Here is a 26,849-nt window from a genome sequence, read left to right as displayed (position 1 = left end):
AATTATGATAATTTGTAAGGACGGGACTTATTATGACAATATATAATATTAATTATAGTATTGGTTGGGCAAGTAGCGGCATCGAATATGCCCAATTTTATAGAGCTAAGATGCTACGTGAACAAAAGGAAAGTTTGAAATTTGTATTTTTAGACTTTATGACACGTGAGAACATTCAAACTTTAACAAGTCATATGGGATATTATGATCATGAAATTATTTGGATATATCAATATTTTACAGATATTAAAATTGCACCTACTACTTATACCATAAATAATTTAATTGATACGCTTGATATGAAAATAACACGTCGAGAAGAAAATAAAAAAATAGTAAAGTTGTTTAGTGAAACGAATCAAACATACGTGACATGCTTTCTAAAGGAACAAGGTAAGCCATATGTGGATAGAGCAGAGTTTGTTTCTCGAGGGAAGTTAATCAGGAAAGATTTCTATACTTACACTAGAACATTCTCGGAATATTACGCGCCACATGAAAATAGAGCGAAAGTTTATATGAGACAATTCTATAATGAAGATGGTTCTATTGCTTATAACGAGTATTTAAATAATAACGGTAAGTTATATATGTTTAAGGATCAAATTTTCTATTCTAAAGAGGAATTTGTAGCTTATTTCATGAAATGTCTGCATTTAACATCAAGGGATATTGTGCTTATTGACCGGTCTAAAGGAATGGCTCAACCTGTTATTCAAAATAAAGGCGAGGCTCAATTAGGTGTTGTCATTCATGCTGAACATTATAGTGAAAATTCAACAACTGATGATTATATTCTATGGAATAATTATTATGAATATGTATTTTCTCATTCAAGAGAAATTGATTTTTATATTGCAGCAACAGACCGACAAAAAACAGTTCTGAGTCATCAATTTAATCAATATTACGGAAACCTTCCAAAGATATATACAGTGCCTGTTGGTAGTATTCATGATGTGATTATACCGGATAGTAGAAAGCCTTATTCAGTCATAACGGCATCAAGATTAGCCAGTGAAAAACATATAGATTGGTTAGTAAAAGCCGTTGTCAAAGCAAAACAATCTATTCCAGATTTGATATTTGATATATACGGAGAAGGCGCTGAAAGAAGCATGCTTCAAAAATTAATCGATGAAAATGAAGCAAATGACTATATCAAACTTTTAGGACATGTGAAGTTACAAGATGTATATGCGAATTATGAATTGTTTTTCGCAGGTTCAACAAGTGAAGGTTTCGGGTTAACATTGATGGAAGCTGTCGGCTCTGGTTTAGGGATGATAGGATTTGATGTCGATTATGGAAACACAACATTTATCAGTCATCATGAAAATGGTTATTTAATTCCATTCGATAAAAGTCACCAATCAGAACAAGAAATCGTCGATAATTTAGCCAATGCAGTTGTTCAATTTTTCAAAAATGATACTTCATCATTTCATGAGAAATCTTATGAACTTGCTGAACAATACAAGACTGACAATATTAAACAAAAGTGGTTTCACTTAATTGAAGAGGTGCTACATGATTAATCTATTTGAATCTTTCGATATACGAACACAAAGACTTTATAAAACATTTGAGAACGCAAAGGTGAATGTACAGACCATTGTCATTGAAGAAGATGGTTTCTTACCTTCAAATGTCATAACACCTTATCAGTTTTTCGCAAATAATGATGATCATGCTTCAAAACCTTTATTCTTTAACCAAGTGCCATTGCCAAGATTTTGGGAAATTGAAGGTAATAATAATTCAGCAGAAATTAAAAATATGGGCGAAGTAAAAGGTAGAATTATTTATAAGAAGAACTACGGTTTTAGAATAGTTGAGCGAATTGAATGGTTGAACAAACAAGGTAGGACGCAAGTCATTGATTATTATAATAATAAAGGGTTAAAGTATGCGCAATTAATGGTTGATGATAATCAAAAACGCATTGTTAAACGATGGTTTAATGATCGAAATGAAGAAATTATAAGCGAGAATTTTGTAACGAATGATATTATGTTGAAATGGAACGATAAAGAGTATATCTTTCAATCAAAAGTACAGTTTGTCATATTTTATTTGAAAATGAGTGAAATGCCTTTAGAAAGCTTTTTAATCAATTCTTTAGCTATACCTTATGCAGTCCTTCATGATTTAAAAGAAGAAGGACACGACTATTTGTATTGGCAAGAACAAATGAAAGATGATTTACCGGGAAATATGAAGCTTATGTTAGCTGATAAGACAAGAGGTAGTAAAATTTTAGTACCAAGTAACGAGGAATACAATAAAGTACGTGAACTTGTAGAATCTGAACATCAAAGTAGAATTGCGAAAGCAGGTTATGTATACGAGTTTAAAAATAATCATAAAGAAGCGCGCAATGTACTCACATTAACGAACTCTGATCAGATTCCACATATTGAAGATATCGTTAAAGCTCACCCGCAATATCAATTTCATATTGTTGCTATTACTGAGATGTCTCAAAAGTTACTACAACTTAATAAATATCATAATGTCACGCTATATCCTGTAGCAACTAAAGAGAAAATTCATACTTTGTATGAAACATGCGACATTTATTTAGATATTAACAAAGGTAATGAGATTCTGGATGCTATTAAAGTAGCATTTGAGCACCAGTTATTGATTTTAGGATATAAAGAAACAGTGCATAATGCAGATTATATTGCGAAAGAAAATCAATTCTCGTTAGAACATAAAGATCAATTAATCAATGCGTTAAAAGAGATAGAAGCGGACCCTTCATTAGCTGATACTAAACGAGAAAATCAATTGAAGCATGCAAGTTCAATACAAGCGCAAGAATTTGAAGCACTGTTTGAATAATAAATGTGTAAATAAAGAATAGAGAGTAACAGCCAAGGCATACCACATGCTTTGGCTGTTTTTTTAAATTTAAAACTACATTACATGCTCTAATGTAGTTTATCTTACATTTTGCCCTTAATTATCTCTACTATTTAAATGAGTACTCCATTATCTTGTAGTTATGTCAATATAGTTTAAACTACAATCGAAATTAGGAGGAAGATTATGGCAAATGTATTGTATAAAATAGGGACTTTTATGGCTAAACATAAAGGTTGGGGGGCTACTATTTGGTTGGTTATACTTTTATCAGTATTAGTACCAATGTTACTTACGAACCCTAAGTTTGATAATGATTTAACGATGAATGATTTAAAATCAGTCGATACGAATAATAAAATTAAAGATCATTTTAATCAAGATAGTGATAAGGCACAAATTCGTGTCGTTATAAAATCAGAGGATAAAGAGGGCATTGTTAAGCCTGATATTTCAAAGGATATTCAAGATTTATTGAAGAGTATTAAAGATGATGACAAAAAAGTTGATAGAATATCTGATCCATATGAAATGAAACAAATTAGTTCTGATAAGACAACAGCTATAGCAGAAGTTTATTATGATGTATCTGCAACGGCATTATCAGATGATTCAAGAGATAAAGTACAAGATAAATTTAATGATTTAGAAGATAAATATAATGTTCAAGTTGAATATACTGGAACAGGTATGAAGACTACAGATGTAGGTGCTACTTCTGAAATAGTAGGTGTAGCAGTAGCGTTTATCGTGCTATTAATAACATTTGGGTCATTAATCGCTGCAGGTTTACCAATTCTCAGTGCAATTATAGGATTAGGTACAAGTGTGAGCATTATATCGCTATTTACATTAGCATTCGATATCCCAAATGTAACGTTAACGCTTGCTGTTATGATTGGCTTAGCTTTAAGCATTGATTATGCATTGTTTATTCTTTCGAGGTATAAAGAAATTAAACGAGATGAACCTGACACAATAAAAGCAATCGGTTTAGCAACGGGAACTGCTGGTAGTGCAGTCGTATTTGCAGGTGTTACAGTCTTAATTGCTGTATTAGGTTTATCAGTGTTAGGCATCGATTTCTTAACGACTACAGGTTTAGTTGCAGCTATTAGCGTCATATTTGCTATGTTAACAGCGATTACGTTAGTACCTGTATTAGTGGGTATATTCCATAAGCATATTAAACCTAATAAACAGAACGTTCAAAATAAAAATGATGCAGATTCATTCTGGTCAAAATTCGTTGTTAATAAGCCGTTATTGGCTATTCTTGTAGGTTTAATCATCATTGTATTAGCGATTATTCCAGTAAAAGATATGCGTTTAGGTATTCCTGATGATGGCATGAATCCTAGCCATACGACACAACATAAAGCATACAACATTATTTCTGATAAATTCGGTGAAGGTTATAACGGTCAAATCGCGATGCTTGTTAATGTCAAAAATAAAAAAGATGATATGCAGGCACTTCAACAAGATTTACAAAGTTTAACGAAAGATGTAAAAGACATCAAAAATGTTGATACTGTCTTACCGCCTATGATGAGCGAGAATAAAGATTATGCTTTAGTAATTATCGTTCCAGAAAAAGGACCAAATGACGAAACGACGAATCAATTAGTACATGATTTAAGAGACTATAATGATGATGCTAAAAAAGATTATAACTTCAAAACGGAAGTATCAAGTCAAAGTGTAATCAACATTGATATGGCAGAGAAAATCAATAAAAGTATTCCACTATTTGCGAGCGTCATAGTCGCACTAGCATTCATTTTATTAATGGTTGTATTTAGATCTATACTTGTACCTCTAAAAGCTGTATTAGGATTTATACTATCGTTATTAGCAAGTATGGGTGTCACAACACTTATCATGCAAGATGGTGTCATGTCAGAACTATTTGGTATTGATACACCAGGTCCATTATTTGCGATGTTACCTGTTATTCTCATCAGTTTATTATTTGGACTAGCAATGGACTACGAAGTATTTTTAATGTCGAGAATACATGAAGAATATAATAAGACTAAAGATAATAAACTAGCAGTAAAATTAGGTATTAAAAAGAGTGGTCCAGTTATCGTTGCAGCAGCATTGATTATGTTCTCAGTATTTATCGCATTTGTATTCCAAGAAGATCCAATTATTAAATCAATGGGTCTGTCATTAGCTTTAGGTGTATTGTTTGATGCATTTATAGTACGATTAACATTAATTCCGGCACTTACAACTTTATTAGGAAAAGCAACATGGTTTGTTCCAGCGTGGTTAAGCAAACTGATTCCTCATATTGATATCGAAGGTCGTGATTTAGAACATACAGCTAAGCAAAATCAAACATATCATCAACCTACATCCGAAACAAATATGCATATCAATAGTCCATTAATAGATCAGCATATTGAAGTGGATGAACAAAATAAAGAAGAAATTTTGGATATATTGAAACAACAAAGTAAAAATATTGAAAGCATTAATAAAATTTTGGCAGAACTCATTAAAAAATCATAAATGCCAGAACGAATAAAAAGGAGGATTTACAAATGAAATCATATAATAAATGGGATTTAAGAGTACAAAAGACATACAAACTATTGCACACATCACTTATCACATTGTTAGAAAAACAAAGTTTCGATGAAATAACAGTACAGGCAATTTGTGATGAAGCAATGGTACACAGAACAACATTTTATGCCCATTTTGAAGACAAATATCATTTGTTGTCCTCATGCTTAGATTACATCATAGAACATGAAGCAGTTTTTACAGATATAACACTCTCGCCAGAGAAATGTTTAAAAGAATTGATAAAAATTGTAGATAAATATAAAGATGCATTTTCTCAAGTGATATCTAATAAGAAAGCATCTATACAAAATATATTAAAAAAGAATATGTCAGAAGGTATCAAACAACATATTAAAGAATCAGGGCATATATATGATTCATCACATATTGATATTATCATCGCAGCATATGTCGCTTCAGTACTCTCTATATTAGAAAATTACGTAGCCGAAGACATTGAAATCAATGAAAAAGATTTAGATAACATACTTAACACCTTATCTAGAATGTTTGCGTCTTAGTAAATATTAATTTACCATCCCACCACACTTGTTTACTATGACCTTATCTTATTTCTTGGTATGATAAGCATGATATAAAGAATATTAAGATAAGAGGTGTTTCAAATGATGTTTATTGCTGCATTCATTCCTGTATTCATTGTTGGCTTTATTATTCTTGCTATTATGGAAGAGAAAAAGAAGAAAAAATAAGTTTTCGACTTTTTATATAAATTGAATTTATCTAGACCTACCAATATTTGATGTTGGTAGGTTTTTTTAATTCTAAAATAAATTTTTTGAAAATTGTAAATTGACTCGATAAATAGACAATGGTAAGATATTTCTTATTAATCCAATCGGAATAATAAATAATGGAGGGGGAACAAAGATGAAAAGAATGAAATTAGGATATTTTTTAACAGGTTTTGGACATCATGTTGCGAGTAGTAGACATCCTGAGTCTATCAAAAAGGGTGGTATGAATTTAGAGAAGACGATTGAACAGGCAAAGATTTTGGAAAAGGCTAAGTTTGATTTCTTGTTTGTATCAGACAGTTTGTATGTAGATAAGAAGACACATCCTGATATGTTTTCATTTTTCGAACCTTTATCACTCATGTCTATTGTAGCTAGAGAAACGAAGCATTTGGGTCTAATTGTAACGGGTTCAACGACATATTCTGAACCGTTCAATCTAGCAAGAATCTTTGCTTCTTTAGATCATTATAGTAATGGTAGAGCTGGTTGGAACATTGTTACTTCTGGAATTAATGCGACTGCATCGAATTTTAATGGAACAAATAATGTGGATCATGATTTAAGGTATGAGCAAGCGGATGAATTTGTAGAAGTTTCTAAACAGTTATGGCATTCATGGGAAGATGTGAATCCTGAAAAGTTACACGATGAAGGTAGATTATTGCCTGATTATCAACCTAAGACAATTGATTATAAAGGACGATTTTACAGCGTTAAAGGGCCGTTAAATATTGAACAACCTCCTCAAGGTCATCCTTTACTTGTGCAAGCTGGCTCTTCTAAGAAAGGCATTGATTTTGCGGCTAAGTATGCAGAAGTTGTATTTACTGCTCAAAATGATGTGGATGCAGCTGTGCGTTTTGCTGAAAATTTAAAACGTAAAGTTAAAGAAAAAAGAGGCGATCACCAAGATGTTGTGATTATGCCTGGAATATTCCCGTTTATTGGTGAAACGAAAGAAGCGGCGGAAAAGAATTATAATGAGTTGCAAGATTTGATTCCGAAAGAAATGGGATTAGAATTACTATCTTCTTATTTAGGTGATACAGATTTAAGTGGATATGAATTAGATACACCATTTGAGGATGTTGAAATCGATCAAGGAAACAATATTCAAAGTCGTGTTGATTTGATTAAAGAAACAGCTAAGAAACATCATTCTACACTTGAAGATGTTATGAAACATGTAGCTGGTGCAAGAGGTCATCATATTATCGTTGGGACGACTGAAGATGTTGCAGATAGAATGGAAGAATGGTTTACGAAAGGTGCTGCAGATGGCTTTAATATTATGGCACCACTCAATCCTACACAATTCCAATTATTTGTAGATAAAGTGGTTCCAATATTAAAAGATAGAGGATTAGTACAAGAAGATTATAACGAAGGAACATTGCGAGAAAAAATTGGATTAAGTTATGCAAAGCAACATAGTTAAGAACGATTAAAACAGTTAAAGCTGTTATTCTTCTGAAGAGGTGGTCATCAATATGTATGTAGCTTTTACACTTGTTTCATGTGCATTCTTTATCGGTATTGTCGCTTGGTATTCTTACTATAAGACGAAGAGTACAGTAAATAGTTCTGGCGGATTTTTCTTAGGTGGCAGAGGGTTAACCGGCGGATTTATCGCAGGTGCTTTAATTCTTACTAATTTATCTGCCGAGCAATTAATAGGATTAAACGGACAAGGTTATCAGAATAACTTATCAAGTATGGGATGGGAAGTAACTGCTGGATTTTCAGTCATTATATTAGCAACCATTCTATTACCCAAATATTTAGGAGGCGCCTTTACGACGCTTCCTGAATTTATAAATACGCGTTTTGACCATCAAACGAGACTATTAATTGTCGTGTTATTTATGGTGGGTTATGGTTTCATTACCATTCCTTCAGTACTGTATTCAGGCTCATTAGCTGTGATACAAATTTTTGATATACCAAATATGTTTGGCATTACGTACGAACAATCAATCTGGATCATCGTTTGGGTGATCGGCATTATCGGAATGCTGTATGCAGTTCTTGGTGGATTAAAAGCAATTGCAATTTCAGATACATTAAATGGTATCGGATTGTTGATTGTTGGAATACTAGTACCGATACTTGGATTTATTGCACTTGGTGATGGCAGTATGTTAGCTGGCATGAAGACAATTGCTACAGAACATCCAGAAAAGCTTAATTCAATCGGATCACAACAAGATGACGTGCCCTTTGGTTCGATTTTTACAGGTATGATTTTTGCTAATTTATTCTACTGGGGTACGAATCAATATGTGATTCAAAGAACACTCGGAGCGAAAAGTTTAGCAGAAGGTCAAAAAGGTGCGTTATTTACAGGCTTTCTTAAGATTCTTGTACCATTTTTAATGATGATACCAGGCGTTATCGCATATCATTTATACGGTTCAGGATTAAAGAATATGGATTTAGCTTATCCAACTTTAACTAAAGATGTCTTTCCGACATTTTTAAATGGTTTCTTTTTAGCTGTACTATTAGGTGCAGTATTCTCAAGCTTTAATGCGTTGCTCAATAGTGCATCAACATTGTTTGTTTACGATATTTATAAAGTACTCATCAATAAAGAAGCGACTGATAGACAAATGATCAGAGTGAGTCAATGGTTCGGCGTCATCTTGGCGCTTATTACATTCTTTATTTCACCCATGTTAATGAATGCACCACAAGGCTTATGGACAATCATTCGTCAGTTTACAGGATTCTTCAATATACCTATCATCGCAATCGTACTGGTAGGGATATTTTCAAAAAGAATTCCAGCTATCGGACCTAAAATCGTGATTATTTCACATGTCATTGTTTACTATTTACTCATATGGGGATTGCCGATGTTTTTCCATTATGAGATGACGATAAACTTTATTTACATACAAGGATTATTGTTTGTCATTGAAGTACTTTTAATGATTATGATTGGAGCAATTAAGCCATTAAGTACACCTTATCAATTCAAACCAAATCCTAAAGTAGATATGACACCATGGAAATATACCATTCCAGTGACAGTAGTCTTATTTGGGTCAATGATCTTTACATTCGTATTGTTCTCGCCGATAGGATTAGCCTCACAGGAGAATATCGTTTCACCATTGTTTTGGCCAGTGGTCGTAGCGCTCGTCATAGTAGTGGGCGTTCTGTATTACGTCAGTCTAAAACAATGGTCACATAAATATGAATCAACCTTAAAGCAGCAGTACAATAAACAACTCAAAGAAGAATTAAATATAGAACAACAAGGAAATGTTATTACGAATAGCTTAGAACAGTCGGTGAAATGATAGGAGATAGTGGATTGATCAACAGAATAAGGCTGGGACATTACATTATGTCCTAGCCTTATTCTTATACCATTTTTTCCATTGGTAGTATTGATACATGATATTAATCTTAGACTTCAATTTATGATCGTGTCTTAAAAAAGCAGAGCTTCTCCAAAAGTGTTTCCAACCTTTCTTTGACCAATTATCAAATGTTAGAAACTGACCTCTTGTTCGCAGTGCTTTTGGTTTATTGAGATAGAATACATTTTTAATTAAGCCGACACCAATTAATGGTCGATAATGATTCTTTGCGCTATATGGTTCTAAAGGAATGTTGATTAAAGCATGTTTGAACATCTTAGTCCAAGTCTTCGGATTTTCTTGTCGATATATACGCATCGCTTCCTGTAAATCATTAGGCAATTGATAGTTCAGAACACGTCCATCCAAGCGCTTAACTTTTACATAAAAATACATTTTAGACACAGATGAAAATTACCTCCGAGCGAAAATTAATACCATAATTATACAATAGAAATGTATGGAAGGTCTAACGAGAATGTAAGGTGGGCAGGGCGGAATGGGGGTGTTGGAGGTCTGAATATTGCAAGTGGAGTGTGACTAGCAATGTTGGAGGTCTGAATATTGCAAGTGGAGTGTGACTAGCAATGTTGGAGGTCTGAATATTGCAAGTGAGGTCTGACTAGCAATGTTGGAGGTGTGAATATTGCAAGTGGAGTGTGACTGGCAATGTTCAGGACCTTATATTTATCAAGACTGGCGAAACAAGATAAATAGCGGGCTTGTATTTATCAAGACTGCCCAAACAAGATAAATAAGCGCTCCGTATGTTGCAAGACACCCTAAACAAGCAACATAGAACATCCGTATATTGCAAGACACCACAAACAAGCAACATAGAACGCCTGTATGTTGCAAGACACCCTAAACAAGCAACATAGAACCTCCGTATGTTGCAAGACACCCCAATCTAGCAACATAGCGCTCACTTTTCCTAATTCCATCCGCCAACCCGCCAATCCTCCCCAGATCCATCAGCCACCCCAAAAAAAGAACCACCAGGCACTCCACCTTCCATCCCCAATCCCCCATCTCAAAACAGAAAAAAACCGGGACTTGCATGCTAGTCCCGGTTTTCTCATCATTATTATTTAATTATTTCACACGTTCCCAAACGAGTTTTTGGTTGGGAACGTTACCGTTTATGATACTTAGTGTATCGCCTTCTAATGTGAAGATTCTTGGTTGTGTTTCTCCTAACCATGTTGGGTTCATACTTACTTCCATTGTGTGGTACACTGTTGAATTTTCTTCATCTAATTCAAATTTACCTGAGTATGCTACGTATCCGTGTGCTGCTGTAGCCATTTCATCTTGTGTACCTGTGTGTAAATCTCCTGATTCATATGCTGGACGGCCTTGTTGCATTAATTGTGCTGACATATAGCCGTCTGGGTTATACATGATAAATCCTGTTGCATCTTTACCTAATGGGAAAAAGATTTCTCCGTTTTCAGTTTCATCTTGATATCTTACTAATTTCCAAGTTCCAATTAATTGATCTTTTAAATTAGCCATTTGAACACTTCCTTAGATAATTTGTTTATTTATAAATTATGCGTTAGAACCGCCTGATACACTGATTGTTTCACCAGTAATTGCTGAAGCACCGTCTGATGCTAAGAATATGACAGTATCTGCAATTTCTGATGGTTCTAATAAACGGTTCATTGGCATTTTACCTGTAATGTATTTTTCCATTGCTTCTTGTTCAGTAGAATTGTCTTGTTCTGCTAAGTGTGCAAGTTGATTTTCAATTAAAGCAGTACGAACTGGTCCTGGTAATACAGCGTTTGAAGTAATACCATCTGCTACAACTTCAAGTGCTACTGTTTTAGCAAATCCAATTTGAGCGAATTTAGAAGCAACGTAAGCTGATTTGAATGGGTCTGCCATTTCACCATGTGCTGATGAAATTGTAACGATACGACCTTTTTTCTGTTGTTTCATGCTTGGTAATACGTGTTTAGTCATTAAGAATGTACCTGTTTGAATAACACCGATAACTTGGTTCCATTTTTCTAATGGGAAGTCTTCTACTTTAGAAATAAATTGAATACCTGCATTGTTAACAAGTACATCTATTGGACCATATTGTTCAGTGATTTCTTTAATTGATTTTTCAATAGTTGGTTCATCTGTTACGTCTACTTGATAAGCGACACCGTTGTTTAAAGATTGTGCTGCTTTATCCGCTACTTCTTTACTCATATCAAAAATAAATACACGGTCACCTTCTTTATCAAAAGCTTGTGCGATTGCATATCCAATACCTTGTCCTGATCCTGTTACGATTACGTTTCTCATAATGTAAAACCTCCTGAATTTTATAGAATAATTGATGCTAAAATAACAACGATAAGTGCGAGTAAGTTTGCACCTGTGTTTGTAATGAATAAATATTTAAAGCCGTTTTTGTGTGTTAAGCCTGTTAAAGCGAAGAATGTTAATACAACGCCTGTGTGAGGCATAACTGTGAATATTGATGAAGACATTGTAGCTACTCTGTGAATAGCATCTGGATCGAGTCCCATATCAACATATTGTTTACCGAATGCTTGCATCACGATACCTAGTGAACCAGATGCAGATCCAGTTATCACACCGAATAATGCAGATGCGATTGATAAACTGATTAATGGATTACCTGGTATATTTAAGATGAAAGTCTTAATACCATCAAATCCTGGTGCTAATGTGACAACAGTACCAAATGCGATAGCTGAAGCGGTTAAGAACATTGGTAAGATAGAACTTACTGCACCATCATTAATAATTGCTTTTTGTTTAGGTATATATTGATAAAATAGTATAGCTGATAAGATAATGGACACTGCTAAACCAATCAGAATAACATTTTCTACTCTTAATATACTACCCACAATATTGATTACTATTAACACGATAATTGGTAAAATACTCAAATAAAAGTTCGGTGTTTTATTTTTAGATTGATCAGAATCGTCTTGTTCGACATTAAAGTCATCGAATGTTTCACCTTTTTTAAGACTTTTATTTAATGCATATTTCATATACCATAACCCAAATACTATTGCGACAACTGCCCCGATAATACCTAGTAAAGGTGCCGCTGTTAAAGTTGTACCTAAATATTTAGTAGGGACAACGTTTTGTACTGACGGTGTACCAGGGAGCATCGTCATCGTGAATGTACCTAAACCTAACATGATTGGAATCCCAATTAAGTTCCAAGCGATATTTAATTGCTTGAATAATGGTTTAGCTAAAGGCACAATAACAAAGACAACAACAAACAGGCTAATGCCACCATATGTTAAAATAGCAGTAATTAAGAAGATTGCTACTAATATAGAATATGGATTGTTTGTACCAACTTTGCTAATGATTTTTTCAGCGATAGATTGTGCTGCACCACTTTGGTCCATATACTTCGCAAGTAGTGAACCTAGAATGAATACACCAAAGAAACTAATAATAAAACCGGCGAGACCAGTCATATACGATTCTTCGGTACCGACTAAAGAATTAAAGAACGGTAAGCCATTTGTTAGAATAACAATGATTGAAGCTATTGGCCCTATAACCAAAATAGAATAACCTTTCATTGATAAATAAATAATGAAGAGGATACCTATAATGATGCCAATCGTACCTATTGTTTCCATAAAATCCCCCTATAACAATTACGATTTATGTGATTACATATACTATTATTCGCCTGAAATCGCCTGAAGTAAAAGACTTGTTTAGTTATTAGCGTGATAACTAATTAGTTATAGAGGTGTATGAAAGCAAGTATCATAAGGGGTTACGCTTATAAAGATAGACATAAAGGGGACATGAACCTATGAACAAATTACATGCTAAATCATATTTAGAGGCTATTGTGAGATTTGGAAACATTTCTCATGCAGCTAAACATTTATACGTTTCACAGCCTTATTTAAGTAAATTTTTGAAAGATATAGAATCAGAAGTAGGGGTTAAACTCATTGATAGAGAAAGTAATCCTTTAACATTAACTTACGCAGGAGAACGTTATTTAGCTTATGCAGAAGAAATGGAGAACATCTCTCAAAAAATGGCTTATGAATTACAAGAAATCGCCAATTTAGAAAAAGGACGCTTAAAAATAGGGGTGAACCCATTTCTAGCATCACATACTTTATATAATATTTTGCCTGAATTTATAAAGAACTATCCAGGTATCGAAGTTGAATTAATAGAAGACAGCGCGAATCAAATAGAAGTGTTACTTGCAGAACATAAAATAGATATTTGCATTACCATATTACCAATCAATAATGAAGAAATAGACTACGAGACGTTATATACAGAAGCATTGTACTTAGCCATCCCAGACCAGAATCCATTAGCAAAATATGTACAATCTTCAGAGCATAAATTACCATTTGCGATTAACAAATTGAATCGAGAAAAATTTATACTGCTTAAGAACAATATGACATTACGCAGAGTGACAGATACATTTTTTGAAGATCATGATTTGAAACCACAAACAATAGTAGAAACTATTAATGTAGATAATGCACTTTACTTAGTAAACGAAGGATTAGGTATAACAGTCGTGCCAGCAAGTGTGAAAATGAAATCATCACATCAAAACGTAAAGTACTTCAAATTAAATGAGTTCGTTTATAAGAACACAGTAGCAATTGCATATAATAAACATTATGATATCTCAAAAGCAGCAAGTGTCTTTTTAAATTTAGCAATAATGCGATTTAAAGAGAGATAGGTGTTAAGAACTAAAAGAACATAGAAAATAGACAAAATATACCAAATTATGATATTATGTAAATGAAAAAGGACAACGTGCGCGAACACGTTGCCCAATGAGCCCGTTCGAAAGACGGTGACTGAAGTTTTTAGAACAATAATAAGTAATCATTCCAGAACTCCGTCAAAAGTTGGAATGGTTACTTTTTTTGATTGTTGCTAATTAATATTAAACCAATGATTGATATGACAACCATTAGAATTTCATAATCAGTCATTCTACTCCTTTCCAGGAGCAAAAACCAACATCATAGGCATCACCCCTTAAATAGAGATTAGCCACCATCAATCCAACTTGCTCTGTTATATTATACCAAATTACCAGTATTTGTAACATATTTTTTGGTTGTTATAGACATAATATTATGTATTATTGTATAATATAACTATAAAATAACAACGTGCGCGAACACGTTGGCCATTGAGCAGGTTCGAGAGATGGTGGTTAGTTTGTTGATTAAAAAAGTAACCATTTAACAGGTCAAAGTTAGAGGTGGTTATTTTTTAGTGTTTAACTTCACAATTGTAATGACTAAGCCGATTAAGATAACAACGATAAAAGTACCGAAATCCATTATCAGCCTAATTGCATCGACAATTGGAATCACAAAAGGCTGCTCCTTTCTAAAGATTTTGTAGATACTTTCATAAGCGTTAAGTTATTTAATACTAAGAGTTAATCACTATCACTTGAACTTGCTTATATTAATATAAAGATAATATCAATCATTCCGTAAACTTGATTAATAGTTGGGAATGGTTATTTTTTTGTAATAATTTAATGCTCATAGCACAAATTAAAGAGTATTTAATAGAATTTAGTTAAAGTACAAGAAGCGGGTGATAAACAATGAAAATGATTCATACTAAGGACATCAATAAACAAGTACTCATCGATTTGTTTATTGATAACTGGGGTGATGATGAAATGGTTGTCTCTTCAGGAACTTATCAATTATCAGATTTACCAGGATTTGTTGCATTCGATGAAGCGGAAATAATTGGTGTGATTACATATATAATAAGAAATGATCAAATAGAAATTATTTCATTAGATAGTTTTAGAGAGAATGTAGGAATAGGAAGTCAATTGTTGAAAAAGTTAGAAGAAATATCTGAGGAAAAGGAGATAACAAACATTTCAGTCATAACAACAAATGATAACTTAAATGCTTTGAAGTTCTATCAAAAAAGAGGATATAGCATCGCAAAAGTTATTCCAAATGCAGTAGAAAAAGCAAGAAAGCAAAAGCCATCTATCCCACTATTTGCAGAAAACGGGATTCCAATTCGAGATGAGATAGTGTTGGAGAAATATTTGTAGAGAAAACTTGGAAAGCCACCTTTAATGATTTTAAAGGTGGCTTTTTGAACGAATTTTATAATATTTTCAATATAGTAGAATTGTTTAAAACTATAATAAAAAAGTGTAAAATTAACATAATGTTTAAATTAAAGATATAAAGGAGCTTGGATAATGATTAATAAAATGACTCAGAAACAAGAAGCATTTATAAATACATTTAATGAATTACATAAAGTCTTAAATGAAAAGCTGAAAAGCGATTTTCTATCGGCTGATATTGGAAAAGATAGAAAACCTACCTACGACTTAACTTTTAATGATTGCATAAAAACAATAAAGGCATATAAAAATAAAAAATACAGAGATCTTTCTAGATATATTGATGAATTATATCTAGTTAACAATTTAAGGAATACAATTATTCATGATTCTACAAATAAGTTTTACGATATTGCTGAACCATCTGACAATACTATGAAAATTATGGATGTTTTATTTAAAAGATTTGTGAAACCAATAAGCATAAAAAATTATATTAATGAAAAGAAAGCAATACAACCAATTATCTTATATCCCGAAACTAGGTTAAGTGAAATGTTAAATTACATATCCAAATATAGAATATCTCAGTTTCCGGTTTTTAACAGTAATGAACTTATGGGAATGATATCTGATAATGGTATTACCAATTTTATAGCTAATAAAAATGAAACAGGTGGTATTTTATTCGAAGAAGAAAAAATTTCGGATTTAATAGAAAGTAATTTGGACTTAGAAGAAAATAAAAAATCCTATGAAATACTCTATATAGAGGATGAATTATATCAAGTAATTGATTGTTTCGCAGATGTAGAATCGATTAACAAGTATATTCTTATCAGTAAATCAGGTAATAAAATATTTAGATCAAAAGAAGATCTGGTGGGAATTTTTACTCCGGCAGATATTTCAGAGATAATGATTTTTCTAGATAGTAAAACATAATGTTTAAATCAAAAATAATATTGTAATTTCAAGTAAGTAACTCAAAGACCGAGTTGCTTACTTTTTTGTAGTTATAGGATGAATTAGAAATCTTCAATTACTAAATATACATAATAATTACAAAATATATGTTTCTCAAAAATCTTTTTATAATTATATATGGTTTTGATTAAGTTAATTTTGTATAATTGAATAAAATAAATATTTTCCAAACATAGTATGGAGAAAATTAAATTTATATATAAAATTTTTGGGAGGGAATGGGAATTATGAAATTAAAATATATGAAAATTAGAAATTTTAGAGGATATAAAAACTTAACCGAAATAAATTTTAATGATATAACAGCATTTATTGGTAAAAATGATGCTGGTAAATCAACTATTCTAGAAGCATTAGAAATATTCTTTAATAATTCATTAGTAGTTTGTGAAAAAGAAGATTTAAGTATCAATGCAGATAGTGAAAATATAGAAATATCATGCGTTTTCGAAGATTTACCTGATGAAATAACTTTAGATAGTACATCAAAGACTACATTAAAAAAAGAATTTTTGTTAAATACTGATGGAGATTTAGAAATAAAAAAAGTATTTAAAGCCAGTGTTGGAAAACCTAAATCAAAGATTTATATTGTTTGTAATTATCCAACTGTTTCACCATATAATAAATTAATAAATATGAAAAGGTCTGAACTTAGAACTACTGCTAAGGAATTGAAGGTTCCAGAAGAATTATATAATGCAAATAGTAATGTAAGTATAAGAGGTGCAATTTTTAATGAAGCAGATAACCTTGATTTAGATACACAAGACGTAGCAGTAGACTATGAAGATTCAAAAAAAGTTTATGAAGTATTAGAAAAATATTTGCCCATTTTTTCACTATTTCAATCAGATAGATCAAGCAGGGACAATGATAAAGAAGTAGTAGACCCAATGTCAATAGCTATTAAGGAAGCATTAAAAGAATTAGAGTCAGAAATTGAGAAAATAAAAATAGCAGTAAAAGACAAAGCTCTAGAGACTGCAAATAGGACATTAGAAAAGTTACAAGAAATGGACAGTGAACTAGCTACTGCATTAACTCCAGAATTTAAAACAGATCCTAAATTTGAGTCTCAATTTAAGTTAACGATTCAAGCAGACGATGGTATCTCTGTTAATAAACGTGGTAGCGGTGTCAGAAGACTTATATTACTAAACTTCTTTAGAGCAGAGGTCGAAAGAAAATTAATTGATGAAACATCGCAGAATGTAATTTATGCATTTGAAGAACCAGAAACTTCTCAACATCCTAAACATCAAGAAATGTTGATAAAGTCATTTTTGGATTTGGCAAATAATACAAATTCTCAAGTTATATTGACAACTCATACACCTTCGTTAGCTGGACTATTGCCTTTGGAAAGTTTAAGATTCGTAACTAAGGAAGGGAAACATAGAATAGTAAAATCAAACAATGAAGAAGTATATGAAGAGATTGCAGAAACATTAGGTTTATTACCGGAACCTTTTACTAATAACACCAAAGCAATTTTATTAGTGGAGGGAAAAGGAGATGTAATATTTATAAATCACTTATGCAATAAGCTAAAAGAAGGTGGCTCAATAGACTATACATTACAAGAAAAAGGTTTTGCAATTTTACCAACAGGAGGTTGTACAAATTTAAAAGCTTGGAGAACTATAAAAGTAGTTGAACAATTTCAACTTCCATGGTGTGTGCTATTAGATTCAGATAAAGAAACTCAAGATGAAAATAGAAATGTAAAAATTATAAATAAGTTGAAATCTGAAGGAATAAAAGCGTATTTGACTAGAAGAAGAGAGCCTGAAAATTATATACATAAAGATTGTTTTGAACAAAGCGTTAGTTTTAGTGAAACTGATGATGCAAAAAAAATTATTAACCAAATTACTGGAGTAGCAGCATCAAAAGTATTAGAAAAATTTTGGCCAAAAATGACATTTGAACAGATTAAAGAAATGGAGAAATATACAAATAATAATGGGGATGTAAAGTATGAATTTACAGAAATGATATCAGATTTTCTGACTATAACAATGTGAAAAAAACAGTTATTCATTTTTATGAATAACTGCTTTTTTAAAGATTATAAAAGAAAAACTATTTAAAAAAGGGAATAATGTTTAAATAAATTAAGGTTATTTTTACACATATTATTGAATTAGATGTACATCTGGTTTATTGTAAAAGTAATTAGATGCATTAGATGCATTAAGGGTGAGTTTGAGGTGAATGAATATGATAAATACAAAACAAATTATGGAAAGATATAATGTATCAAGACAAACATTAATGAATTGGATTAACACTAAATCTATATCAATGCCAAATAAAGACTGGCGTGGATGGTATATATGGAGCGAAAGTAATATATTAGAAATTGAAAAATTAATTGCTGAAAAGAAAAGGAAAGCTGTACAAGAAGTAAACGAAAGTAATGAAGAAGATTTAAATATATATAATAGAAGATATTTAGGGTCCAAAAGAAGATTATTATCTTTTATAGAAGAGGTAGTGTCAAATAATACAAAGAATGTAAATACAGTTGCTGATATCTTTGGAGGAACCGGGGTAGTATCTGAACTATTTAGAAATAAAGGTCATAAAATTATCATTAATGACATTTTACAATCTAATTATGTAACATATAAAACATGGTTTGGAAATGAAAAAATAAATAAAACTAAAGTACAGAAATGCCTAAATTACTTAAATGAAATTGAAGGAACAGACAATTATGTTTCTAAAGAATTTGGGGATAAATATTTCAGTATGGAAAATGCTCGTAAAATTGGATCTATTCGTGAAGCCATAGAAAAAATGAGTGGTTTGAATGATAGGGAAAAAGCTTTTTTAATTACATCACTTATATATGCAATGGACAAAGTAGCTAATACAGTAGGTCATTATGATGCATATCGAAAAAATATAGATATGACTAATAAAATATATTTGAAGATGCCTAAAGTTAATTTAAACAGAGATAATGAAATTTATTGTACAGACGCCAATGAGTTAGTAAAAAACATTCATGCCTCACTTGTCTATATCGATACACCATATAATTCTAGACAATATGGTGACGCTTACCATCTATTGGAAAATATCGTAGAATGGGAAAAACCAGAAGTTACAGGTGTAGCTAGAAAAATGATAGATAGATCTAAAACTAAATCTGATTATTCTACAAATAAAGCACCTCTAGCATTCGAAGATTTAATTCAAAATATTAATGCTAAGTATATATTGGTTTCGTATAATAACATGGCTAATAAGGGAAATGGTAGATCAAATGCTAAAATATCTAACGAAGAAATTATTAATATACTTAAAAGAAAAGGGAAAGTTAAAATTTTTGAAACTAAATTTCAATCTTATACAACTGGAAAAAGCAAAATTGAAGATCATAAGGAAATACTGTATTTATGCGAAGTTAATAGTAAAATAAAAAAAAAGAAAATTGAATATACTACTTCTGCTATTAACTATACCGGTTCGAAATATAAATTGTTAAATCAAATAATTCCTTTATTCCCTGAAACATATGACGATTTCATAGATTTATTTGCTGGTGGTTCTTGTGTTGCCATAAATAGTAACCCCAAAAACAAAATACTTATTAATGATAGTATGAAACCTTTAATTAATTTGTATAGATATTTATCAATTTCTGAAATTGATGATGTACTAAAGAATATAAATGAATTAATAGATAAATATCATTTATCTAAATCTAGTGATTTTGGATATGATTTTTATGAAATGAATTCTTCAAAAGGGCTAGGGGATTATAATAGGCCTGGATATACAAAATTAAGAGCTGATTATAATGCCAATGAATTTAATGGGAGTCATCTTGAAAATATAGCATTATATTTATTAAGTGTTTTTGGATTCAATAATCAGATTAGGTTTAATAAAAAAGGAGAATTTAATCTTCCTGTTGGTAAAAGAGACTTTAACGATAATATGGTTTTAAAATTGAAAAAATTTATGAAGGTACTACATGAAAAAGATATAATTTTTTCTTCTGATGATTTTAGGGATGTTATTCCATTTTCTGAAAATACATTTATTTATGCTGATCCACCTTATTCTATAACAACAGCAACTTATACTGAAAACAATGGGTGGAGTAAAAATGATGATGAAGAATTATTTACCTATTTGGATCAATGCGATAAAAATGGAATTAAGTTTGCATTATCTAATGTAATTCAGCATAAAGGAATAGTTAATGAACATCTTTTAAAATGGGCAGACAAATATAATATTCATTATTTAAATCATAATTATAATAATTCGAATTACCAATCTAGTGCCAAAAATAAAATAACTCATGAAGTACTAATAACTAACTATTAATTTAGTTAGTTTTTTTATTTTGTTCTAATGTAACATGATAATTTCTTTAATTATAAATATATTGAGTTATAAAACTATATTAAAAATATTGAATTAATATAATCATATGATTATTATGGTATTAAACTAGTATTTTCTTTAAAATAACAATTGGGTTGGGATACTATGAAATTAAGTAGTTCAAAGAGTTTGTTTAATATGGGTGACACGAGTCTCAGAGTTAAGAGAGTATTGGATATAAACAAATTAATTCTAGATGTATTGCATGAATTTAAGGTTCAAGGTAATATTTGGGAAAAGAATTTAGATGGACAAGAGCTCTACTATAAAATGTTTATAAGTAAGGTAGTAGAAATTGAAAAAATTGAAAATATTAAATTATTTGATAAATTCTCGAGAATAGAAGATTACAAAGAAAGCTCTAAAAAAGGATTTAGAGGTAGAACGAATACTAATCATATAGTAAAAATTGGTTTCATTAACTATAAAAGAGATCTTACTGAAGTTGGAGAATTATATAGATTAAATGAAAATAAAAAGTGTGATGAACTAGAGAAGTTATTAAATATTAATCAAGATAATATTGTTTATCTAAGGCAGTTACTTAAACTAAGAATTTATTCCCACAAATCTAATAAATATTTTTATAATTTTAGATTTGCTTTAAAGTTTTTGTCTAAATATAATAATGTTCCTTCTAATGATTTTTTTAAGATTATTGAATCTATTAAACCAGATGTAGCAGGTGAAAGAATTAAGAATATTCTCAACGATTATAATGGTGTACAAAATGGTGAAGTTTTATTTGATGAATTTTATTATAATGTTTTTAAAGACGATCTTATTAATGAAGAAGAAGAAGAGTTAGCTAAACAAGTTGCCAAAAATAATGAGATATCTAAAGAAATCATGAAAAAGCTCTTTAGTAATGGTAAGAGTAAAGAAGCTTCATTTCCACTATATAATAAGTTTGTCATTGCATTACTGGATTTAACAAAAAATTCATCTGAAGAATCATTCAATGATATAAGAAAATTATCAATGCATAAGAAAATAAAAAAAGCATTTGGTTTTAATAAAACTCCTTTTAAATTCATAAAGGATGAAACTGTTTCTGATTTTATTGATAATAACATTGACAACCTGTTATTAAGTGGTGATTTTTTTGAAATTTACAGAACATTTTTGTTAAGTAAAAAATATGACTTAATACGGGAATATCAAGATATGTGTAAAAGAGTATTTAATGTATCAGGTATGTTTAATTTTGATAATAATTTGGTTAATTTGGCTAATCCTTGGTTAATTACACCACTGTTAAGTATTTTAGAAGGCAGTAAAAAGTATTCTTTATTCGGTGAAGATAATTATAGTGAGTATGAAAAAGATAATAATAGTATATTCTTTAAAGATATAAGCACTATAGAAATATTAGGATTAAACAAAGATGAATTAATTGAATTAATGACCAGTGTATCTAAAAAGTATGAAATAGAAGACATTAGCAACTTGCAAGAGATTATTCAGAGTAATAATGAGAGAGATTTTAAAAAAATGGTTAATAATAAATTTACTAAGCAGAAGGTTATTAATCTACTTGAAGAAATAGTTAAAAGAAATGACGATTATGTTCAATCTCAAGTAACTGAGGAAGCAACTATACCTACAATTTTAGAATGGTTACTTGTTATTGCGTGGTACCATATTTCAAATGAGAGTTTTTCTTTATTAAAATCATATAATTTAACATTAGATGGTAACTTTTTGCCTTTGCGACATGCACCAGGAGGTATGGGTGATTTAGAAATAAAATATAATGATAAAGCAATTCTTATGGAAGCTACATTGATGGATACTAATTCACAAAAAAGAGGGGAACTTGAACCAGTTATAAGACATTCAACAAACTTTGCAATAGAAAATAATTATAATATTATTCAAACTTTACTCATCGCAAATGAAATTGACAATAATGTATCAAATATTTTTAGAGCACTTAAACATGTTGATTTATTTGGTACTATACATAAAGGATGTATAGAAGGTATAAACATATTTCCAATTACCATTGCAGAGTTAATTTCATTAATGAACAATTCTGTTTCTGCAGAACAGATTATAGAAATAATAAATAATAATCTTGAAAAAGAACCAACTAGAATAAAAAGTGGCTGGAGAACAGCTATTATTGAAAAAATGTTTTATTTAGAATAATTTAAATGGATGTACTACTAAATACTCTATACTGAAATTATTAAGATCTTGAAAATCCATATAAATTTTAACTAGATATGTTATTGAAACGAAAAAAGTGCATTCTCATGATGAGTTTGCACTTTTTTTCATATCCTACGCCTCTATGATATATCTATATATTTCGTCTTTTACAGGTGATTCCATAGATAATGTCATTGTGACGATATTTTGTTGTTTAGCGTTTGGCATGATTGTTTGTTCTGCTGAATCTTTAATATAGTGGGCTTTTCCCAGGTAATAAAATTCTTTCCCGTCTGCCACATCTTCTTTCTTTACAAAGATATACATATCTACCTTATTTTCTTGATGTGCTAAGATTTTTTGGACTTCTTTTGATTCTAATGTACGATTACTTCTTGTAAACCATTTGAGTTCGTCAGGGCTTAGGAATTCATCTTCGTACTTTGTATTATCACTAATATCATCTTGTTTATGATATGTAATGAAAATTGGTAAAGTATTATTTCCGAATTTATAGCCGTTAATTGTTCCAGACTCATCAGATTTCCAGTTTAGTAATTTAACGAAGTCTTTTCTTGTATATTTGTTATACAGTAGTAGGCCGTTTTGGTTACCGTGATGAACCATATTATTGTATTTAGCTAATTCGATAATGTCATCAACGTATGTTTTGAACACTGTTTTTTCTAGTGCTTCTGAAAATGTATCAGTCAGTCTAACCTCATCATCGATTATGTTGATAATAGGGCTACCATACGTTTTGTTTATTGTAACGCTAAAGAAACGATGGTCTAAAATTTTCAAGGTTGTCTGAATGTCATCGTTTGTAACGTTTGAATCAATTTGTTGTGCGATTGGTAGTAGCTCATGTATTTTATGAGGTCTTCTCATAATAGTTTCTAAAATTGTATAATCAACATTTTTTAAGCCTGGTGCAATTTCTCGTGACAAGAACGTTAAGTTGAGACTTTCATTTTTAGTTAATGTGTCTTCAATTTTCTTGAATCTGACTAGGAATTCATGATAGTTATTATAAGTACTGTCACTAGAATATATCACGCTAGGATCTATAGAGTTCTGTCTAATGAAATCCATTAATAATGGCGTTCGACCAATTCTTTGTTCAACTTCATTAAAAGCCTGTTTAATGTGAGCTGCTGAACTTAAATTGACTTGTTTCAGTGAATCATATATTTGTTTCTTAGCTACTTCTTCAAAGTTGATAGTAGAAACACCTGTTAATGCAGTATTATCCGCTATAAATCTTCTATAATTATCTTTGTTTTGTGATTGATCACCAGATAATGCGACTGGAATGAGGTAGTTTTTCTTATAGTTACCTATGAAATCAATAACCGTTAAATATTCTTTGTTTTCCGCTTTTCTTAAACCTCTACCAAGCTGTTGAATAAAGATAATACTTGATTCTGTCTCCCTTAACATGACAATCTGATTTACAGGTGCGATATCAATACCTTCGTTAAATAAGTTAACGGTAATAATGTAATTGATTTCTCCTGATTTTAGTTGTTCGATTGCTTCTTGTCGTTTATCCATATTATCTTCACCAGTTAATGCAAGCGAAGGTACGTTAAGAGCTGTTAATTTTTTAGCGAGTTCCCATGCTTCGTCTTTTCTACTTACGAAAATAAGTCCTTTAAGCGTATCACCAGAATAACCATAGTATTGAGTTTTTTCTAGAATATGTTTAACTCTTTCATCAGAAGTTAAATCTGCTAAACTACTGTAATCATCTGTAGATTGACCATTAAGCACATAATCTGTGACACCGAAATAATGGAAGGGACAGAGTATTTCACTTTCTAGCGCTTTTTGTAATCTAATTTCATAAGCAATGTTGTAATCGAACATTTCAAATATATTTAAATTATCGGTTCTTTCAGGTGTTGCGGTCATCCCGAGTACAAAATCAGGTGTAAAGTAATTGAATACCTTTTGATATGATGAGGCAGCAGATCGATGTGCTTCATCGTAAACGATATAATCAAAGTATTTTTCATCAAACTGCCTAAAAACATCTTCTTTAGATAATGTTTGAATCGTTGCAAATAAATATTTAGCATTAGTATTCTTTTGTTTCCCTGTTAGTAAGCCAAAGTCTTCATCTTGTGCGAATGGCAGTACTTTTTTAAATTCTTGAATAGCTCTTTTTAGAATGCCTTCATTATGAACGATAAAAAGAAATTGATTAGGATTGTAACTTCTCACATCTAATGCAGAGAGAATTGTTTTTCCTGTACCAGTAGCTGAAATAATCAGTGCTTTATCTTTATGCTCTTTTCTGAGTTCAGCTAATGAATGTAATGCTTCTTTTTGCATAATGTTAGGTTCGATTCTAACTGCTTCATCAATATTTCTTTGGATTTCATTTTGTTGCTCGGTGATACGATAGGCTTCTTTTAAATTACGCGCATCATATGTCTTCTCATAATCTTGAATCCATTTATCAGAAAGAGGTGTACTATTATGCCATAGTTCATCAAATTGAGCTTTAACATTATAAACGAGATCGCCATTCTTTTGAGTAGAAAGCAAGATATTATGTTCGTAGTTAACTTTTAAAGCATTAGAAGTTAAATTAGAACTTCCGACAATCATGGACGAATAATGTTCATGGTCAAATACATATCCTTTTGCGTGAAATCCACTAACACCAGTTAATTTTACATCTACATTTTTAAGCTTTAATAGTTCTTTATACATTTTAGGCGTGTTGAACCCTAAATAATTCGAAGTAATAATTTTACCTCGAACACCTTTTTTGTCTAAATCATATAGATGCGATTTTAAACTTGCTAATCCACCTTCTGTGATAAAAGCGACTGAAATCGTGAATGTCTTACATTTATGTAGTTCATTAATAATAGTTGAAAGTACATTTTCTTCATTATTATTGACCAATAATTTAGGCATGAAATTACCTTTATGTGAAATTGTACGATCTATAAACCCTTTGTGTAGCGACTGATTAAAGTCTTCTAATAAATTGTTCATATTTATACCTCATCTACAATGATTTTGACAGCAGGTATATCGGCTGGGGCCCATTCTAAAGTTTCAAGATCTTTAACATCAAGCCATTGAATACTTTTATGTTCAGTAAGTGTAGGCATTTTTTCTTTCAATTTACATTTATATGTATGAAGGTTAACAATTCCAAAGTCATATTCATAAGAAGTAGAAGTAACTTTATCACCAACTTCAAGATCACATAACATCTCTTCACTGATCTCACGTTTTAAAGCTTCTATTTCAGATTCACCTTTTTCTATTTTACCACCAGGGAATTCCCACATAAGAGGTAAACTCATATTTTCATTTCTTTGTGCACAAAGTACCTTATCATCATTAAAGATAATTGCACCTACAACTTCGATTTGTTTTTTCAAAATATTACCTCCAAAAATTATGATATTTGTCTATATTTTATCAAAAATTGTTCTCAAGGTTAATAAAATGTAAAATTACGATCCATAAAAATTCAACTTTAGATAATTTCCAATGATTTATTATATGAAAACTAAGAATATGATATATTCTTAATAATTAATAACATTT

19 protein-coding genes are annotated in these 26,849 nt (G+C 30.8%); 12 read left to right on the top strand and 7 right to left on the bottom strand.

All coding sequences use genetic code 11. From position 1 onward, the window contains the following. Positions 1 to 32 precede the first annotated feature (32 nt). The 6 genes from gtfA to LQ673_RS04840 all read left to right on the top strand — a co-directional run bounded on the left by gtfA (position 33) and on the right by LQ673_RS04840 (position 9,523). Positions 33 to 1,538, top strand: a complete 1,506-nt coding sequence (gene gtfA / locus LQ673_RS04865; protein ID WP_239705662.1) for an accessory Sec system glycosyltransferase GtfA — start codon at positions 33 to 35, stop codon at positions 1,536 to 1,538. Continuing rightward, positions 1,531 to 2,850, top strand: coding sequence for an accessory Sec system glycosylation chaperone GtfB (gtfB, locus tag LQ673_RS04860; RefSeq protein WP_239705659.1), 1,320 nt, complete (start codon positions 1,531 to 1,533; stop codon positions 2,848 to 2,850). The genes gtfA and gtfB overlap by 8 nt, the downstream gene beginning before the upstream one ends. A 207-nt stretch (positions 2,851 to 3,057) precedes the next feature. Further along, complete coding sequence (locus LQ673_RS04855) at positions 3,058 to 5,394, top strand: MMPL family transporter (protein WP_239705656.1); 2,337 nt, start codon at positions 3,058 to 3,060, stop codon at positions 5,392 to 5,394. Between the two features lie 32 nt (positions 5,395 to 5,426). Then, on the top strand, positions 5,427 to 5,975 hold the full coding sequence (locus LQ673_RS14785; RefSeq protein WP_204253184.1) for a TetR/AcrR family transcriptional regulator: 549 nt from the start codon (positions 5,427 to 5,429) through the stop codon (positions 5,973 to 5,975). Between the two features lie 370 nt (positions 5,976 to 6,345). Next, on the top strand, positions 6,346 to 7,653 hold the full coding sequence (locus tag LQ673_RS04845) for an LLM class flavin-dependent oxidoreductase (protein ID WP_239705653.1): 1,308 nt from the start codon (positions 6,346 to 6,348) through the stop codon (positions 7,651 to 7,653). Between the two features lie 52 nt (positions 7,654 to 7,705). Continuing rightward, complete coding sequence (locus tag LQ673_RS04840; protein WP_239705651.1) at positions 7,706 to 9,523, top strand: solute:sodium symporter family transporter; 1,818 nt, start codon at positions 7,706 to 7,708, stop codon at positions 9,521 to 9,523. A gap of 45 nt (positions 9,524 to 9,568) precedes the next feature. Here LQ673_RS04840 and LQ673_RS04835 read toward each other — a convergent pair whose 3' ends face one another. The 4 genes from LQ673_RS04835 to LQ673_RS04820 all read right to left on the bottom strand — a co-directional run bounded on the left by LQ673_RS04835 (position 9,569) and on the right by LQ673_RS04820 (position 13,233). After that, on the bottom strand, positions 9,569 to 9,982 hold the full coding sequence (locus LQ673_RS04835; protein WP_285387146.1) for a DUF7679 family protein: 414 nt from the start codon (positions 9,980 to 9,982) through the stop codon (positions 9,569 to 9,571). A 699-nt stretch (positions 9,983 to 10,681) separates the two neighbouring features. Next, complete coding sequence (locus LQ673_RS04830) at positions 10,682 to 11,104, bottom strand: lipocalin-like domain-containing protein (protein ID WP_037589130.1); 423 nt, start codon at positions 11,102 to 11,104, stop codon at positions 10,682 to 10,684. A gap of 36 nt (positions 11,105 to 11,140) precedes the next feature. Next, on the bottom strand, positions 11,141 to 11,896 hold the full coding sequence (locus LQ673_RS04825) for an SDR family NAD(P)-dependent oxidoreductase (protein ID WP_037589131.1): 756 nt from the start codon (positions 11,894 to 11,896) through the stop codon (positions 11,141 to 11,143). Between the two features lie 17 nt (positions 11,897 to 11,913). Beyond that, positions 11,914 to 13,233 carry a GntP family permease gene (locus LQ673_RS04820; protein ID WP_239705635.1) on the bottom strand — a complete coding sequence of 440 codons (1,320 nt, stop codon included), beginning with the start codon at positions 13,231 to 13,233 and terminating at the stop codon, positions 11,914 to 11,916. Positions 13,234 to 13,415: 182 nt separating this feature from the next. On the opposite strand from LQ673_RS04820, the gene LQ673_RS04815 reads away from it, so the two are divergent. Continuing rightward, the gene (locus tag LQ673_RS04815) at positions 13,416 to 14,327 is read left to right on the top strand and encodes a LysR family transcriptional regulator (protein ID WP_204253195.1); all 912 of its coding nucleotides are present in this window, start codon (positions 13,416 to 13,418) and stop codon (positions 14,325 to 14,327) included. 538 nt (positions 14,328 to 14,865) lie between these two features. Here LQ673_RS04815 and LQ673_RS04810 read toward each other — a convergent pair. Further along, positions 14,866 to 14,976: a putative holin-like toxin gene (locus LQ673_RS04810; RefSeq protein WP_239705633.1), complete on the bottom strand. Its 111-nt coding sequence runs from the start codon at positions 14,974 to 14,976 to the stop codon at positions 14,866 to 14,868. A gap of 242 nt (positions 14,977 to 15,218) precedes the next feature. Between LQ673_RS04810 and LQ673_RS04805 the strand changes: the two genes are divergently transcribed. From LQ673_RS04805 to LQ673_RS04785, 5 genes are all read left to right on the top strand, one after another. After that, on the top strand, positions 15,219 to 15,692 hold the full coding sequence (locus LQ673_RS04805; protein ID WP_239705630.1) for a GNAT family N-acetyltransferase: 474 nt from the start codon (positions 15,219 to 15,221) through the stop codon (positions 15,690 to 15,692). 153 nt (positions 15,693 to 15,845) lie between these two features. Continuing rightward, entirely contained in the window at positions 15,846 to 16,658 is an 813-nt protein-coding gene (locus tag LQ673_RS04800) for a CBS domain-containing protein (RefSeq protein WP_239705629.1), read from the top strand. 269 nt (positions 16,659 to 16,927) lie between these two features. Further along, a complete protein-coding gene (locus LQ673_RS04795) occupies positions 16,928 to 18,730 on the top strand; it encodes an AAA family ATPase (protein ID WP_239705616.1) in 1,803 nt (600 codons plus the stop codon). 196 nt (positions 18,731 to 18,926) lie between these two features. Next, entirely contained in the window at positions 18,927 to 21,053 is a 2,127-nt protein-coding gene (locus tag LQ673_RS04790) for a Dam family site-specific DNA-(adenine-N6)-methyltransferase (protein ID WP_239705614.1), read from the top strand. 165 nt (positions 21,054 to 21,218) lie between these two features. Continuing rightward, entirely contained in the window at positions 21,219 to 23,267 is a 2,049-nt protein-coding gene (locus LQ673_RS04785) for an AlwI family type II restriction endonuclease (RefSeq protein ID WP_239705612.1), read from the top strand. 135 nt (positions 23,268 to 23,402) lie between these two features. Here the strand turns inward: LQ673_RS04785 and LQ673_RS04780 are convergent, their stop codons facing one another. Next, entirely contained in the window at positions 23,403 to 26,285 is a 2,883-nt protein-coding gene (locus LQ673_RS04780; protein WP_239705610.1) for a DEAD/DEAH box helicase, read from the bottom strand. A 2-nt stretch (positions 26,286 to 26,287) separates the two neighbouring features. Further along, entirely contained in the window at positions 26,288 to 26,680 is a 393-nt protein-coding gene (locus LQ673_RS04775) for a (deoxy)nucleoside triphosphate pyrophosphohydrolase (protein WP_025905399.1), read from the bottom strand. Positions 26,681 to 26,849: the final 169 nt, after the last annotated feature.

It is taken from the genome of Mammaliicoccus sp. O-M54 (assembly GCF_022386035.1).
Classification (GTDB): Bacteria; Bacillota; Bacilli; order Staphylococcales; family Staphylococcaceae; genus Mammaliicoccus; species Mammaliicoccus sciuri_A.
The sequence above is the reverse complement of the archived record's forward strand: the minus strand, read 5'-3'. Positions and strand labels throughout refer to the sequence as shown.